The sequence below is a fragment of the Pseudomonadales bacterium genome (assembly GCA_041395665.1).
In the GTDB taxonomy this organism is placed as follows: Bacteria; Pseudomonadota; Gammaproteobacteria; order Pseudomonadales; family UBA7239; genus UBA7239.
This window is the reverse complement of record JAWLAB010000002.1, coordinates 387,260-402,864: the sequence shown is the minus strand read 5'-3', so window position 1 is coordinate 402,864 and position 15,605 is coordinate 387,260. Positions and strand designations below refer to the sequence as shown.

The 15,605-nt window shown below is 45.2% G+C and carries 14 protein-coding genes and 1 pseudogene; 14 read left to right on the top strand and 1 reads right to left on the bottom strand.

All coding sequences use genetic code 11. From position 1 onward, the window contains the following. The first annotated feature begins 1 nt into the window (after window position 1). From R3E63_04485 to R3E63_04420, 14 genes and pseudogenes are all read left to right on the top strand, one after another. Complete coding sequence (locus R3E63_04485) at window positions 2-1,234, top strand: glycosyltransferase family 87 protein (protein ID MEZ5539211.1); 1,233 nt, start codon at window positions 2-4, stop codon at window positions 1,232-1,234. Window positions 1,235-1,258: 24 nt separating this feature from the next. Next, window positions 1,259-2,869 carry a hypothetical protein gene (locus R3E63_04480; GenBank protein ID MEZ5539210.1) on the top strand — a complete coding sequence of 537 codons (1,611 nt, stop codon included), beginning with the start codon at window positions 1,259-1,261 and terminating at the stop codon, window positions 2,867-2,869. Beyond that, complete coding sequence (locus R3E63_04475) at window positions 2,866-5,172, top strand: glycosyltransferase family 39 protein (GenBank protein ID MEZ5539209.1); 2,307 nt, start codon at window positions 2,866-2,868, stop codon at window positions 5,170-5,172. The genes R3E63_04480 and R3E63_04475 overlap by 4 nt, the downstream gene beginning before the upstream one ends. Window positions 5,173-5,235: 63 nt before the next feature. Continuing rightward, entirely contained in the window at window positions 5,236-5,796 is a 561-nt protein-coding gene (locus R3E63_04470) for a methyltransferase domain-containing protein (GenBank protein MEZ5539208.1), read from the top strand. Between the two features lie 43 nt (window positions 5,797-5,839). Then, window positions 5,840-6,058, top strand: coding sequence for a hypothetical protein (locus R3E63_04465; protein ID MEZ5539207.1), 219 nt, complete (start codon window positions 5,840-5,842; stop codon window positions 6,056-6,058). After that, complete coding sequence (locus R3E63_04460) at window positions 6,040-6,273, top strand: hypothetical protein (GenBank protein MEZ5539206.1); 234 nt, start codon at window positions 6,040-6,042, stop codon at window positions 6,271-6,273. The genes R3E63_04465 and R3E63_04460 overlap by 19 nt, the downstream gene beginning before the upstream one ends. A 33-nt stretch (window positions 6,274-6,306) precedes the next feature. Beyond that, window positions 6,307-7,410 (top strand): DegT/DnrJ/EryC1/StrS family aminotransferase, encoded by a 1,104-nt coding sequence (locus tag R3E63_04455; protein ID MEZ5539205.1) that lies wholly within the window; start codon window positions 6,307-6,309, stop codon window positions 7,408-7,410. Continuing rightward, window positions 7,410-7,943 carry a glycosyltransferase gene (locus R3E63_04450; protein MEZ5539204.1) on the top strand — a complete coding sequence of 178 codons (534 nt, stop codon included), beginning with the start codon at window positions 7,410-7,412 and terminating at the stop codon, window positions 7,941-7,943. The genes R3E63_04455 and R3E63_04450 overlap by 1 nt, the downstream gene beginning before the upstream one ends. 76 nt (window positions 7,944-8,019) lie before the next feature. Next, a complete protein-coding gene (locus tag R3E63_04445; protein MEZ5539203.1) occupies window positions 8,020-8,304 on the top strand; it encodes a hypothetical protein in 285 nt (94 codons plus the stop codon). Between the two features lie 386 nt (window positions 8,305-8,690). Further along, window positions 8,691-8,815, top strand: a pseudogene (locus R3E63_04440) (isomerase). Between the two features lie 786 nt (window positions 8,816-9,601). After that, window positions 9,602-9,841 (top strand): hypothetical protein, encoded by a 240-nt coding sequence (locus R3E63_04435; protein ID MEZ5539202.1) that lies wholly within the window; start codon window positions 9,602-9,604, stop codon window positions 9,839-9,841. Window positions 9,842-10,554: 713 nt separating this feature from the next. Beyond that, window positions 10,555-10,761, top strand: coding sequence for a hypothetical protein (locus tag R3E63_04430; GenBank protein ID MEZ5539201.1), 207 nt, complete (start codon window positions 10,555-10,557; stop codon window positions 10,759-10,761). Window positions 10,762-11,952: 1,191 nt separating this feature from the next. Continuing rightward, window positions 11,953-12,336, top strand: a complete 384-nt coding sequence (locus R3E63_04425) for a hypothetical protein (protein MEZ5539200.1) — start codon at window positions 11,953-11,955, stop codon at window positions 12,334-12,336. Between the two features lie 1,523 nt (window positions 12,337-13,859). Continuing rightward, the gene (locus tag R3E63_04420; protein MEZ5539199.1) at window positions 13,860-13,988 is read left to right on the top strand and encodes a hypothetical protein; all 129 of its coding nucleotides are present in this window, start codon (window positions 13,860-13,862) and stop codon (window positions 13,986-13,988) included. A 146-nt stretch (window positions 13,989-14,134) separates the two neighbouring features. Here the strand turns inward: R3E63_04420 and R3E63_04415 are convergent, their stop codons facing one another. Further along, window positions 14,135-15,574 carry a sulfatase gene (locus tag R3E63_04415; GenBank protein ID MEZ5539198.1) on the bottom strand — a complete coding sequence of 480 codons (1,440 nt, stop codon included), beginning with the start codon at window positions 15,572-15,574 and terminating at the stop codon, window positions 14,135-14,137. Window positions 15,575-15,605 lie beyond the last annotated feature (31 nt).

Genomic DNA, 15,605 nt, shown 5'->3' with positions numbered 1-15,605 from the left:
AATGAGAGCCGATACATATAAAACACAGCGTGTTATTTTTTTGGCGGCTTTGCTGCTGCTTTTTGTGTATCGCGCTTTTATTTTTTGGCAGCATGCTTTTCACGGCTTCGCTTGGGATTTTGCGATCAATCGCACAGCCGCTTTAGGATTACTTGAAGGAATTTCGCTGTACGATCGTGCGGCACTACATCAATTAGCCATGACGCAGACAGAAATGGGCGCGCGCATTTTTAACGGTCCATTCACTTCCTATATTGGTTTGCCAACCACCGCTATTTTCCATATTCCCTTTGCTTTGCTGCCTTTTGAAGTGAGCGTGTTGGTGTATCGCATTTGTGCAACGCTCGCCATGCTGGGTGCTGTGCTGTTAACGGGTTTGGCGTTGCCGCAAGAAAAACGCACAGTGGCGTGGGTTGCGGGTTTATTGTGTTTGAGTTTTTGGAATGCCAGCCGTGAATCTGTTTTTTTAGGGCAGGTGGATGCTTGGATTTTATTAAGTCTTGCTGCAACTATTTTTTTAGTGAGCAGAGAAAAATGGGTATGGGCAGGCGCAACTGTTAGCGTAGCTGTGCTGTTAAAAATCAGCCCCGTGTGGTTGTTGTTGTATTGCGTGTTGCAACGGCAGTGGCACATGTTGTTGGCGGCTAGTGGCTGTATTGCATTGGGATTGTTGCTGTCGCTTTCGTCTGCTCACGGACGCGATTTATTGCATTTTGTGACAGCGGTGCTCCCAGTATTGAGCGATAGCCCGCTCAATCCACAAAACCAATCACTCGGTGCGGCACTGGCGCGACTTTTTACAGAAGAAACCAACTGGCGATCATTTGCAGTCGGCATTGGTGCGTGGAAATGGATGGGTGTTGCAGTGAGTGCTGCATTGCTTGTTGTGTACTGGTGGCGTGAGCGTGCCACTCAGCAATATTCCGTGACTGCCAGCGGTTGCGCGGTAGCGATTTTCTGCGCGTTGTTTGCGGGGCCTTTGACTTGGGATCATTATCTTTCGTGGTCGATAATTGCGGTCATGTTGCTGGTGGCGTGTTTGTTCAAGAAGCAATGGTTGATACTATCCATCACGCTACTGCCTTTAACGAGTGCGGTGTTTTATCCCACGGTCGAACAAATCACAGCATATTTTGCGTGGCGGGTATGGGCTAGTGTGCAGATTTTTTCATTGCTGGTGGTGGCGGTGTGGTTGTTTGCGCTGCCCTCAGTAATCAATAATCAAAAAAAATAAATGAATGCCTAATAAGGACATTGCATGCAAGACAGTAAAACAACAAACGGCAATGAATACACCTACTGGTTGATTCTGGTGCTCGCTATTGCGGCCTGCCTGCGTTTTTATGCGCTAGGGCAGAACAGCATTAGTGCAGAAGGCTTATTCAATGTTTCTTTCTGTAATGCCGATGGCTGGTTTGCCATGACAGAAAAATACACAAGTAAAACTGGCTTGCCTTTTATGTATCCCACGCTGTTATGCCAGTTCGTTGATATGACCTCATCGGTGGATTTTTTTGTGCGTGCTTTTTCATCCATTGTTGGAGTGGGGTTAATCTTTGCGCTGTACTCTCTCGGTGCGCGTTTTTTGTCACCACTGACAGGCTTGTTGGCAGCTGTTGTAGTAGCCGTAGATTATCAAAGCGTTTTGATTGATCGATCGGTAACGCCGTACAGTCTATTTGCGTTGTTTTGCATGGCGCATTGGTATTTTTTTTGTTGTGTGGTGTTTGCAGAAAATCGTCAATCCACCCCCTTGAAGGTCGATATTGGGCAAGGTGATTTTTCCTTTAAGTTGTGTTGGTCTCCAGATAGTGGCTGCCATGCAGGTGTGTTGTTGGCTTTTTGGACTACGGCACTGCTAGCTTTTTATACCAACCCAACGGTCTTGATATTTTTTGTTATTGAAGGCTTGGCAGTCATTTTTCTTGTGGATAGGGAGAATAGAAAAAAATTGCTGCGTTGGCTGTGGCTCCCTGTTTTTTTGGGCGCCTTACCGTATTTGTACACTTTGTCTCAAAAAATTAACTGGGTATTAAAAAATGATCTTCTGGGTGTGTTTTGGGTAAACGCAACAAGTTTTTCCCGTGTGCCTTTCTTTTCAAAAGTGGATGCAGGTATTTTTTATTGGAATCTATTAGCGCTACTTGTTTCGTCGATAGCTATATTTTTCTTATTTGTTACAGGAAAGTATAAAAAAAGAAATCTAATATTTTTAGCGATATCAACAGGTTTGATTGCTTGTTCGTTTTTTTCAATGCTGTTTATTGGATTTTTAGATTCGAGGTCTTTCTTATTTTGTTGGTTGCTACTGGCATTACCGATAGTTGAATTTTTTGCCTATGCCATAGGTAGCATTAGTATTCCGTGGTTGAGGCATGGTGTACTAGGTATTTGTATTTTTGTGGTTGTAGTATTTCAGTCAGGTGTTAACGCGGGTAAGAGTGTGTATGCTGGTGGCATCAAAAAAGAAGGCGATAGAGGGTTTGAGTGGGCAGCTGAAATTATTGCAGGCGATAGTGAATTTATGCGCGGGCAAAGAATAATTTTTACCAATAGCTCGCTATTTAATTTTTATCTGGATAAGTTAAATGTTACGCAAAAAAATACGATATTGATAAAAAATAGTGGGGAGTTTGGTGCGGTTAACCCTGTGGTTGGCCGTGATTTTTATTATTTGGAGTTTTATGGTGGTGGCGGCATTGCGCCCTCTGGCCCTGTCTACGCGGCATTTTCTAGTCAATATCAAACCGTGTGTGTAGCCAATAAGAAACGGTTTCGCGTGACGCGTTTTTCAACGGTAGAAATCCCCAACGGCAAGCCTGCGGCAAATTGCAGTGACTACTTGAAAAAACAAGGAAGTTATTTGTGAAAGAAATCTTGGAGTGTCCATCTGCAATCAAAGAAGAAACCGCTTCGAAGTGGTTTCTGCCTGTGCTGGCTTTTTTGTTCATTGTTGCTGCAATAGAGCGTATTTACGGCATTGATAGACAAAGCTTGTGGAGTGATGAGTTATATGCAGTCACTGCGAGCTATAAAACTTTTGTGGATGCATGGCGTGAAAATATGTTGGTCGATGGCCATCCACCCGGCTATCTCTCGTTTATGTATTTTACATTGCCGATAACAGGCTATTCCGATTTTGGCGTGCGTATCCATGCGTTGTTATTCGGCATGGCGTGGATTCCTTTGGTGTTTGTTTTTTGTCGCCGCTGGTTTGGTGTGAGTGCGGCGCTAATGGCGACAGCGGTGGTGGCAAGCGCTTATAACGCGGTGTATTACAGTCAAGAAGCGCGCTCTTACAGTATGTTGATTGTGTTTAATTTATGGAATCTGATTTGCCTATTTGAAGTTCTCTTTTCCGATAAGCCACAGAGAAAACATAAAATTGGATTTTTGGTATCAACAACTATTTTGTTGTATCTGCATTACTCTGGCTTTGTTTTCTTGTGTGCAGAAGCTTTGTTGGTAGGCATTTTGTGGGTATTTTATAAACGCTATTCCTTGAAAGAGCTTGGTTTGCTATTCGGTATTCCTGTGCTGCTGTATTCGCCGTGGCTAGGGATTATGTATAACAACATGGTGCATACGCCGTCGAGCTGGGTGATGTCCGCTTCGGCTGAAGGTAAAGAAGCGTACTTTGCCTTGCAGCGCTTATTGGCGCCTGATGATGGGCATATGTCTTTTCACCTCTCAGCATTATTTTTAACTATTGCTGCGAGTGTCTGGACTTACATGCGACGCGGCATGTCGCGGCAGCTGTTGGCAGTGTGCAGTTTGTTTTTGTTGATGGTTGTTTTTGTATTGGCTTTTTATGTGGAGTCGCTGATAGCAACTCCGTTATTTGAAAAACGCTATTTTTTAATGGCTATGGTGCTAGAGGCGATATTGGTTGGTTGGCTGGGTAGTCAACTATTGGCATTGCTTGGTCGTTATTGGGAAAAGCCTTTGATTGTGCTTTCTGTGGTTATTTATTCCGTGTGGACCATTAATGCAAATGTGAAATCTGGTCTTTATAAAAATCTTGACAAGGATCCCGTGCGTGATGCGGTTGATATTGTTAAAGCGGATCTCAATAAAATGCCACAGGACACAGCCTACTCTGTTGTGATGACACATCCATGGTTTGAGCATTACTTGAGACAAAAAAATATTGCGTATGAGCAAAAGAAAAGAAATCGCTACTATTTTGTGTCACAGCAGTTCCCAGAACTGATGAAGTACTTTGATGCACACAAAGAGAAAAAGGTGTTGTATTACATTCTTCTGCGTGAGCCCAATGCTCAGGCGGCATTAATCCCGCTAATGCTCAATTATCAGTTGCTATCAAAAGCTTCTGCTACCATCGAAGCGGGGTCCATTGATGTTTACAAATTTGATCTTCAGGCAGAGCCGGATGAAGCGCAATTAAAAGTAGCGGGCAGCAATCCGAGTAACGATATTGCGCGCTGGGTTGCGCGTGATATTGGACAAAAAGATCCCTCCACTTATCGCGTGTTGTATACCCATGATTGGGTGTTGCCGTATTTAAAGCGCAACGGCGTGGTCGTGCCGGAAGGGCAAGAGGGTAGCTATGTAGTGAATGCGCAGGTGGGTAGCGTGTATCGTTATATGGATGAGCATCCGACCATCGACACTTTGTACTACTTAGCATTGCAAGAGCCCAACGCAGAGGGGGCGGAGTTGATGCTGCAGTTGCACTATCGCTTGGCAGCAGAGAAGACGGTGAAGACTAGCGTTGGTGATGTATCGATTCTGAAATTCCTCGTTAAGGAGTCGCCGATTGTAGACGAGGCCGCGCAGGCGCGTATGCGAGCCACGCCGGCCTATCAAGTGGTGACGCAAATGCAGGAAATGCTTGGGCAAGCACCACATGATTCAGCGGCAATTGCAACGGCAAACACTTGGTTGGAGCAGTATTTGAAGTTGGGCGGGTTGCCTATTGATGAAAGCTGGGCAGATCGTCGTTATCAGACTGCATCGAGTGCGGCGAGCCTCCAGCAGTCACTTCGTCAGCGGGTTGCGGTCACTTCGCTCTACTATGTCGCCTTGCGCAGTGCAGCGACAGAAGAGGCGGCGCGGGCGTTAGGTAAGATTTATGCTCAGGCGGAACATCGGTCGATTGATGCAGTGGCGGGCAGTATTGATATTTATCGATTTAACATCAAGCCATAGTGACGGCTGTGTCCGATATACTCGACGGTTGTAGTGAATGATAAAAATAATTTGGAATGCTTAATGAGCTCGCATAAATCGTATCTGTTGACCATCCTTGCTTGCCCGCGCTGCGAAACGGGCAGTGTGAAGCGTGTTAGTCGCGATGGACTGACGATACTGTGCTGCCAGTCATGCGGTGAAGAGTATTTGGTCACGGAAGATGGCGTTCCTCAGCTATTAAAAGATCCCTCTTTATTCACGCATTTAGAAGCCATTGATTACGATGACCATCACAATATTGACGATGAGCGCCGTGAAAAAGTTGCACACGATTGGAAGCAAGTATTTGACCGCCACCAATCGGTTAAAGGTGATGTGTTAGAAATTGGTTCTGGTACAGGCCAGCTCACTTGGGGGTTGTCGCACCGTTTTCCTTTTATGTCGGTCAGTGCCTGCGATATTTCTACGAAGTTTTTGCAGAAAGCGGCAGGAGTGGTTGGTACAGATGGCGTGCCTGTTCGCTATTACGCCTGTGATGCCAATTTTTTACCGTTTCGCGATAACAGTTTTGATTTGGTTGTAGGCCACAGTGTTCTGCATCACTTTATTGATTATCAAAAAATTATTCAAAAAGCTCAGTAAATTATTGCGCCCAGGCGGCCAGGCGATTTTTTATGAGCCGGTTTTGCAAGGGAAAATTATCATTGCTTTTGTCGGTGATTTGATGCGTCGCATTGAGCGGCGCACTGAATGGGGTGTTTTAAGCGAGAAAGATGATCAGCGTATCAATCGCATGACGCGTCACATCATGAAAGGAAAATGGATAGGCGATAATCGTGAGCGCCTAGAAAAATGGAAGACAAATATGTCTTTGATATTCATGAAATGCGAAAAGTTGGCATAGAGGCTGGTTTTGAAATCATGGATTACAACAATGTGGAGATGACGGAAAAGGGCTATCGTCACTATGTAAACCAGCATTTATTAATGGAAGGCTTGGCGCCAGACACGATCCAGCAGTTTGCATTTATTGCCAATGCTTATATGAGCACGATCGGAGAGATGACGCCTAATGATATGGTGACACCGATGGGCTATTTTATTTTCAAGAAAAAATAATTTAATAAAACAGATGATTCAGGAAGCAGAAGAATGAGCATCAACAAAATTAACGATCTTTCTTTGCACAACAGCGCCATTGCAGCCGAACTGCACAACGCAGCAGGGCGGGTTATTGATAGCGGCTGGTATGCCATGGGACCAGAAGTCACCGCATTTGAAAAATCTTTCGCTGCGTATTGCGGTGTGGCAGACGCTATTGGTGTTGCTAATGGCACCGAAGCCATTGAGTTGGCGCTGCGCACCGTAGGTGTGGATTGCAATGATGAAGTGATAACGGTTGCCAATGCGGGTTTTTATTCCAGCACGGCGATTCGTGCCATCGGTGCAAAGCCCGTGTATGTGGATGTGTTGGAAAAAAACTTTTTAATGGATCCTGATTGCGCGGCAGCAGCCATCACGCCAAAAACTAAAGCAATCATTGTCACGCATTTGTTCGGTCAGCTGGCGGATATGGATCCGCTGTGTGCGTTAGCCAAAAAACATGGCATTGCTTTAATTGAAGATTGCGCGCAGTCGCACGGTGCACAAGCAGCAAACGGTAAACGCGCAGGTAGTTTTGGTGATATTGCCGCCTTCAGTTTTTTCCCAACAAAAAATTTAGGCGCGTTGGGTGATGGTGGCGCAGTGGTGACATCCAAGGCTGAATTGGCGGCGCGCGTGCGGAGCTTGCGGCAGTATGGCTGGACAATGAAATACACAGTCGCTGATAGCGGTGCGCGCAATAGTCGTTTAGATGAAATGCAGGCAGCACTGCTGTCCGTAAAATTGCCACTGCTTGATGGTTGGAATGAAAAACGCCGCGCAATCGCCAAGCGTTATGCAGAAAAAATTCAACACAAAGCAGTACGAGTCCCGAGCATTACCAGTGTTGATCATGTAGCACATTTGTATGTTATTCGCACTGCGCAACGTGATGCACTGAAAAAACATTTACACGATCATGATATCGCCAGCGATATTCACTATCCGGTAGTGGACTACCATCAGCCTGCGGCTCGTGCAGCGTATGCCACCGTTTCTTTGCTCGTCAGTGAAAAACTGCGCGATGAAATTTTGACGTTGCCGTGTTATCCAGAGCTGACATTGGATGAAGTGGATGTGGTTGCGCAATGCATTAATAGCTGGATTGTCTGATGTACTCGCTCATCATTCCGGTTTATAAAAATGAAGGATCCATTCCTGATTTGTTAGCTGTTTTGTCCGATATGAACACTAAGTTGGCGGATAAGCTGGAAGTGGTGATGGTGGTGGATGGCAGTCCTGACAATTGCTACAGCATTTTGCGTGAACGACTGCCAGAAATGCCTTTTACTTCGCAGTTATTGCTGCATTCGCGCAATTACGGCTCATTCGCCGCTATTCGCGCAGGTATGCAAGTGGCGAGTGGTAATTATTTTGCTGTGATGGCAGCAGATTTACAGGAGCCGCCGGAGTTGGCGTTAGAATTTTTTCAGCTGCTGGAAGCGGATGAGGCAGATGTGGTGGTGGGTACGCGTGATGCGCGCAATGACCCGCTACGCAGTCGCTGGTCATCCGAAATTTTTTGGTGGGTTTATCGCAAATTTATTATTAAAGAAGTTCTACTGGCGGCGTTGATATGTTTGGCTGCAACCGCCAGTTTCTGGCAAACGAGTTATTGTCCTTGGATGAATCTACCAGCCCGCTGATTTGGCTTGTTGTTTTGCTAGGGATTTCGTCGCAAAACCGTCGCTCATCAACGCGAGAACGACACGGCGTCAGTGCGTGGACATTCAAGAAAACCAATTATTAATACAGCATTTTTCTTTCGGATTTGCCATTAAAGTTGTTTTGATTTTGGTGGGTGCAGGTATTGTTCTCTGTACTTTTGGTATGCTAGTTCTTCTATTGAAAGTAACAGGTTGGGTAGTAGAGGTGCCAGGTTATACCGCTACAGTGTTGATCGTGTTGTTTTTTGGCGCACTGAATACCGCAAGGTATTGGATTGCTCGGTGCGTATGTGCGGGCGCGCTTATGCCAACACGCAAGGTAGACCGATATCCGTTGTGATGTGCAGAGTCTTTACAGGAAAAAGCGCGATAACACCTACCCGCAGATAAAGAACTATAAGAGGGGATTCCGTGGATTATTTTGTTCATGCACAAGGTATTTTCGTGATAGCAATAACATTGGCAAAGGCTCGTTATTTGGGCTTTGCGCATGTACTGCCTGGCGCGAGATTGGGCAGTGAGCTGCAATATTTGTGATCATGTTTTTACGAATGATGTAATTCTGGCGATCGTGTTACCGAAATGTGGCGTGCAGCTGGGATGGCATTACTGTTGAAGACGATGTTTTTATCGGCCCTAATGCCACTTTTTGCTCAACGATCCGTTTCCGCGCAGTAAACAATATCCAGAAAAATTCCCGCGCACAGTGATTAGTCGTGGTAATCCATTGGCGCAAATGCCACTATTTTGCCAGGCTCACCATTGGCCAACACGCCATGATTGGCGCGGGCTCTGTGGTAACGCGCTCAGTGCCGGCGAATGCGATTGTTGTTGGAAATCCTGCGCGTATTGTTATTACAGGCATTGGAAGACAATTCGCCAAAACAACTGATGTCGGCGCTGCATTTGCGGATACAGATAAGCCGGGTGTGCGTGAAACCACGTCAAAGGTGTAACGCCAGACACCATGCCACTCGTTACTGATTTACGCGGTAATTTAACGCAGGTGAGTTTAAACAACATATTCCTTTTCCTGTGAATCGTTACTTTATGGTGTTTGATGTGCCGAGCGCAGAAAACACGCGGTGAGCACGCCCACAAGATCTTGCCATCAGTTTTTAATCTAGCAAAGGTAGTGTCAGTGTCGTAAGGAGACGATGTGAAAACGCATAGAGTTTTTATTACAGAGACCTAATCAAGGTGTATTTTTACGGCAAGGACTTGGGGTATTCAGTACAAATATTCTGCAGATGCTGTTGTTGGTATTTACATTACAGCGCTGAAGACTATATTCGTAATTACAACGATTTTTGCATTTGTTAATCAAGATATAAATAGCTGTGCATACAGCGGCGGAAGAAGTATGTCTGATTTAAAACAATGAGATGCAGCGTTGATAAAATTGCCGGCTGTGGCTTTACTGGTTTTGAGTGCTTGTCTCAGGGTATAGTCAATAACAAAGCTGACTAGGTTTTTACTCCTCTGTGTATTGGTGTGTTGGTCACGCTGGCGATATTTTTACATTCTCTGGACCAGATTCAGAAAACCACGCTGAATTCGGCGCAAAAAGGCGGTTGGTCAAGCAGGGCGCTGGGGAATGTATGTGCTGAGGTGCATTGCTGTTGCCTGATGCGGTTATGCCTATTATTCCTATACTCGATAGCCGTGGCTGGTGCCGTGGTTGGCGCAGTATTTTGTGTATTACTTTATCGCCAGTACGCAGTGGCGGCAGATTATGTCGCCGCGCCGTTTCTATCACGGCCCAGTTATTTACTTTGCGTTTTATTTCACAACGCTACATGGCTTGGTATTGCTTTCGCGGTATCTGGCTTTGGTATGTACCTGCTAACAAAAAAGAGTATGGTCGACAACAATAGCTGCTGCAGTATGTTTCTGTTTTAGCATAGCCATCTATCAAGCCATACTGCCATTATTGGCTGCTATTTTTTCCTTGTTTATTGTTTCTTTGATTATTGCATCCGATGCAAGGAAATTGAGATGCTTAATTGTCTACGCTATTCATTTTGTAGCAGCAGTTATTGTCGGGTATGTTGCGATCGTCCTGATTAATAAATTGTTGGTGTTGCATTACAATCAATGGCCGTTTGATTCTTGGTTACATTACAATTTTATAGAACTATCAATTCACAAAGAGCTATTTAATCGAGGCTTTAGAAAAACCTTATTGCGGCAAAACTACTACGTTATACGGGCGGAAAAAGATTACTACCTGTATAATCCTTGGTTAGTTTGAAACTTTTGTTTGCTGCACCTGTCTGGCGACATTGTTCCGCATCATTTGTGCGCCTGTGGCATGGGGATTTCGTGTATTGGCATTGTTGTTGTTGTTGCGCAGCCATTGCCGCTCCGATGGCGATGATAGCGGCGAAACAATGGCTATATGCCGCCTCGTACCGTACTGGTGTTCCACAAGTGCTAGCAGGGCTTGTGTTTTTTATGGATGGGTGTGCGCAGCAATGTAGTGCGTCTATCGCTGCGCTACTTCAACCGTTGGTGCCCGTTCTCTATACAATTTTTGCGTGGCGAATAACGTTACGCATTTTTCAAACCATATGGTGGTAGGCAGATCGTGAGTTGTTCCACCAAAATTCAACAGCAAATTGCTAAGGTGTTGCCAAAAATTGCTCCAGTGAATGACCCTAACGCCTCGTATCCCATGGAGCTGGTTGGATGGATTGAATATCCAGAAACACCCATCTTCACACAGCGAGAAGTGGTTGGTGCTTCTTTTTATAAGGGCTGTTGGCGATGTTGGGCGCACGGAAGGCTTATTTAAAACGATGGGTATTGTGAAACATCGCGCTGCAACCCGGTGAAGAGCGCTTGTCTGTAATTGAACAAGGCAAAGATGATGCCATCGTAGCCTATGAGGGCTCAGTGGATGTAATTAATGGCGTCATTGTGATCAAGTTTCGTGGAAGATAACCAATCAGCTGATGGTGATTTGCCAGCCACCATTGAATGCAACGGAAGTGTGTAAAAAATATTACCCGGCAGTGACGCACAGAGATAGGCGCTATGACAACTTTATTTGATGCATCACCACAATGCTGTGATGCCGACGGTTGAGTTACGGAAGCTACGAATGCGCCGAAAATATTCGTGATATGGCAGACTTGCGCTCCCGTCGGAGACTATCTTTGGTTCAGCCTGCCAATGTGCTTCGATGAAAAAGGCTGAGAGTATTGTAATTCTTCAGTGTAGCATTTGCGCTTTAGTGTTCTTTGTGCGCATATGTATGGTGGCGCTTTATTGAAACAGCATCAAGCCTGTCAGCGCAAAAAAGTCATGACTTATTGCTGATGAGTTTGCTAGTGCATGCAGTATTTTTGTGACCAACAATTTTTATCACGCTGTCCGACCCACCTTCAGCGGTAATGCTGTTGTTTGGTTTGGGTCTGCTGGTTCTCTGTAAACTCCATAAAGGGTCAGAACACGGCAAGTCTGGATTGCTGCTACTGGCGGGTATTTTTCTAGGGTTTTCTGCATGGGTGCGAGCGTTCTATCTTTATCCTGTTTTGTTTTGTGCTGGTATTTTTCTTGGCTATTCCATAAAGGTCGGCAGTGGAAAGAGCTTTTGTTGTTGGTTGCATTGATTCCAGGCGACACAGTTTTTTGTTATGCACGTTTATGGGACATTCAGTTATTTACAGCAGGACACGCAAAACGAGTGGGATGGTGCATCTTAATGCGCCTTTTATTGGGTTTTGATACTGTGATGCCGAGGAATGGGTATTTTTGGTATCCGCAACACTGCGAATCACAGGTGGGGATTTTGGGGGGCTTGATAAGGTAAACATAGAGAAGTCTTATGTGTTATCTCCGAGTGTATTCGCTTTATTTGGGAACATATGAAAATAAAACCTATATTTATTCCGATGCCGGAAGTTACTTGGTGCGCTAATACCTCGAGAATGTCGGCGATATTAAAGCGGATTGGTTTTCAAATTTAGCATGGGAAGGTGATGTGGCAATGTCGCCTAATGGGCAGCAAACGGCGGATAACCTCAATGTTGTTACTCAGAAAAGGGGGGGAGTGGTGATACTGTCTTGCGGTGCTGCCGCTAAGGGACGCCAGACATTTACTTTAGTGTTGGTTGGTGGTCGCCAAAGCCTAAAACAATCAATCGGCAACTGCTGCATGAAGACGACCATGCTATTTGCAAAGAAGCAGTTTTTTATATCGGAAAAACCTCCCACGCTACTTTGTTACGGGTACAACAACAAAGACTGGCTATACGATGTGAATATTGGGCGCACTCCTTACGCAGAGGATGTGACTTCAAGTTCGGTCGCGAAGCAGGTGATTTTTTCTATGTGGGGCGCGGAATTAGAACGGGGTGATAGATAACACGGCATATTGATGCCGCAGGAAAATTACACCAAGCAGTGTGCGTCAGTGGGCGCCTTGGTTATTGGTGATAAATGCGTTTGCATTCTTTATCGTTGCGATAATGCTGTTTAGGTTGTGTTGCTTTCTGGTTCAGAACGAAGGTGGGCATTGCCAGTTACATTTTTTGCTGCTGAAAGTTGGCAGAAAGTGTTGCCATTATTCCTGAACAGCGGTTTGCAACGGGCTGGATGATTGTGCTTTGGTTGTCCACGAGTGCAACGCTACTGGTATTTTTTCGATACACATTACCATCGTATCTAAAAAGGTATACTCAATAGCTATTCTGTTAGTTTTTTGCTGGGCATGATGAGATACACAGTGGCCGGTATGAGTGTACTAGTAGAAATAGCAAAATAACATAAATTTTTCGCAGCGTTTACCGTGCCGCTTTGGAAGATGACATAAAAAATAATAAATACTTTGTGACAGATGATCGAAAGTAGCTGGCTGATAGAAGAAATTTTATTGTTATTTTGTGAGCGTCTTGTTGCGAATCACAAGCAAGACGAGAGCAATCAGGATGACCATTACAGGAGGGCCGCAAAAAACTGTAGTTGGCGGATTTTCAATGCGCTGCCCAGTGCGTTCTTTGATAGTGCGCAACAGGCGCGTAACGCCCTTTTTCAACTTGGCCACATGTAAATCAAATACCCAGTTTTTTGTTGTCGGAGAACTTTAATGGCAAGCAGCCCAAATGCGGTGGGCTGGTTAATCAATGCGTTCAGTTTGCTGCAGTCGTCGGTGGGCGCATCTAACTCTGGACAGGCGTGTGTTTTTTGTAGCGCTGCATCGTAGCCATTCTTTCCGCCATTACTTTACAGCTTTTTGGCAGGTCAGAAATTTCTTAAGGTGATTTCGTAGCCAGAAACTGCCAGCAGTGAACCAGTAAAAGTTAATATTATTAGTGAACCATGGATGCATTGCGAGGCGTATACCAATTGGCCGCCTGCAATATCAGAGGAAGTGTTGTGCACAGCAGTAAGGCGGGAATAATGCTCCAGCGTTTCTTGAGAGAGCATAATTGATATAGCAAGCACAGCAATACGCACAGAGCCAAGGCATGTATTGTTGTTTAGAAAAGCTTAAGCCCAGCAGTCCTTATTAAAAGCACCCATGAAGCCGTAACTGGTATTGCTAGCGCTCAAGTTACTACACCACTAAAATTAATGCCAATACAAAAAGTACACCGCAGAGAATTCTGTGTAGAAAGTGCTCATATACAGTGATGCTTTGGGTCTGACAAAATGACTGCAGTGATTTACAGCGGCATTGGTTAGTAATGCGGGATATCGCGTTCCGATAGAAAAAAATAGACTGGCTAATAAAATAGTCACAGAAAGAAAAATGGCTTTCACAAGGCCAATATTAATGGAAACCAGTGTTTCATCAGTGAAATGATTTTTAAGTTTTGCTAACCTTTATTCCGATACTGGTAAACACATCTGAGCTGGGAAAGCAAGGCGTATTGACGTGCTTATTCAATGAATAGCGTCGAATTGAAAGTATTGTGCTTTATTGGTAATATCAACAAACTTATCGGCAGGCCAAATTTGATGGCAGGTCAGGCGAATCATGTCGTAGTTATTCGCATACGAGCAATGGGGCTGTGAGTGACTAAATCCGAATATGCGGCCGATGCCCATAACAAAACAAACAGGTGCAGCCACGTAATAAGGCGCCACAGGTGAGGTCTCGACGGCGTGTTCATTCGCTATCCTTGCCGTGATAAATGTGGTAGCCGTCAAAGTCTGCGCCCTTACCGCCAACGGCCTGCTTTCGGATCTCCCGTTTGCTGCATCTCTTGCTGTAAGCGTTGTTTCAAAGATTCTTTGATCGCTTTAAATTCTGGGTTGTTAGCAAGGTTATTTAATTGATAAGGATCGCGATCAATGGCGTACAGTTCTTCTGCGGGGCGTTTATCTGCTGCTAAGCGCCAGAATTTTTCGTATTGCGCGCGGTCTGCAATGGTTACTTTACTCGGGGATCCGTCATCAATATCTGCCAAGTTTGGTGGTCGCCCGGCAGGCCAGCGATCGGGTGCCAAGTTGGCAATATAGAGAAATTTATCTGCATGAATAGCGCGAGAAGGATAGCCGCGTCGTTCTAGACGCGCGCCGCCAATGTGGCGCTCAAAACCAGAAAACGCACTATCGCGATTTTTATCAATGCGCCCAGATTTTTCGGCAAATAATTGTTTGCGAAAGCTGCGTCCAGTCATTGCGGCAGGCGGTGTAATGCCTGCGAGATCAAGAAATGTAGGAGCGATATCTGTCAGGCTAATAAAGTCGGTTATGTCTCGATGCTCGGTAACAGCATCGCCCCAGCGCACAGCAAAGGGTTCGTGCGTACCGTATTCATAGTTGGTGCTTTTTGAGCGTGGAAACGGCATGCCGTTATCAGAGGTGTAAACAATGACAGTGTTATCCAACTCACCGCGCGATTCCAATAATTGCAAAATATCGCCCAGTTGTTTATCAAAATATTGAATCTCGTAGAGGTAGTCCGCAATGTCATTACGCACCGTTGGAACATCAGGGAGAAATGGTGGCACGATAATTTTATCTAATTTTATTTCCCCACTTTTTGCGCCAATGCCTGTTTGAAATTCGCGATGAGGTTCGGTGGGTGAAATCCAAAAAGAAAATGGCTGATCCGGTTTTTTTTCATCAAGAAATTGCTTGAAGTTATTGAGCATGTCGAACTGCGTGTACTCAGGTCGTGCATTACTTCTAATTTGGTTATACGCAGGGCCTGCTGGGTTGCCTAGTAATGCTTTGCCAGGTCCCCAGCCTTTACCGGTGTAGCCAATTTTGTAGCCATTTTTTTCTAAAATTTGCTGATAGGTAGTTAGCGATGAGGGAAACTCTCCCCATAATTGTCCAGCAGACCCTAAACGCCAAAAATGTTGCCCAGTCAAAATGGCTGAGCGCGATGCAGTGCAAGTGGGTGCGCTGGCGTAGGCATTGCGAAAGTAAACACCTTCGCTGGCGAGGCGATCAAAATTGGGGGTGCTGACGGCTGGATAGCCAGCAAATGAAGTGTGCTTCCAAGATTGGTCATCGGTGATAACCAATAAAAAATTGGGGCGCTCTAGGGATTTTGGCGGCGGCGTTTTACTAAAGAGCGTATTGCCCAGTAGCAGGCCAATAACAGCCGTAGTAGCCAGTAGAAATTTGAAGCGTATTGAAGAAGACAAAGTGTTGCTCCTCGATGTATGGGGCGCGGTG

What these genes read in the sequence shown, in the direction of transcription:
- R3E63_04420 (MEZ5539199.1), top strand. Translation starts at nt 13,860, where the DNA reads ATGAATAGCGTCGAATTGAAAGTATTGTGCTTTATTGGTAATATCAAC.
- R3E63_04450 (MEZ5539204.1), top strand. Translation starts at nt 7,410, where the DNA reads ATGTACTCGCTCATCATTCCGGTTTATAAAAATGAAGGATCCATTCCT.
- R3E63_04485 (MEZ5539211.1), top strand. Translation starts at nt 2, where the DNA reads ATGAGAGCCGATACATATAAAACACAGCGTGTTATTTTTTTGGCGGCT.
- R3E63_04480 (MEZ5539210.1), top strand. Translation starts at nt 1,259, where the DNA reads ATGCAAGACAGTAAAACAACAAACGGCAATGAATACACCTACTGGTTG.
- R3E63_04455 (MEZ5539205.1), top strand. Translation starts at nt 6,307, where the DNA reads ATGAGCATCAACAAAATTAACGATCTTTCTTTGCACAACAGCGCCATT.
- R3E63_04460 (MEZ5539206.1), top strand. Translation starts at nt 6,040, where the DNA reads ATGCGAAAAGTTGGCATAGAGGCTGGTTTTGAAATCATGGATTACAAC.
- R3E63_04435 (MEZ5539202.1), top strand. Translation starts at nt 9,602, where the DNA reads ATGCCTATTATTCCTATACTCGATAGCCGTGGCTGGTGCCGTGGTTGG.
- R3E63_04470 (MEZ5539208.1), top strand. Translation starts at nt 5,236, where the DNA reads ATGAGCTCGCATAAATCGTATCTGTTGACCATCCTTGCTTGCCCGCGC.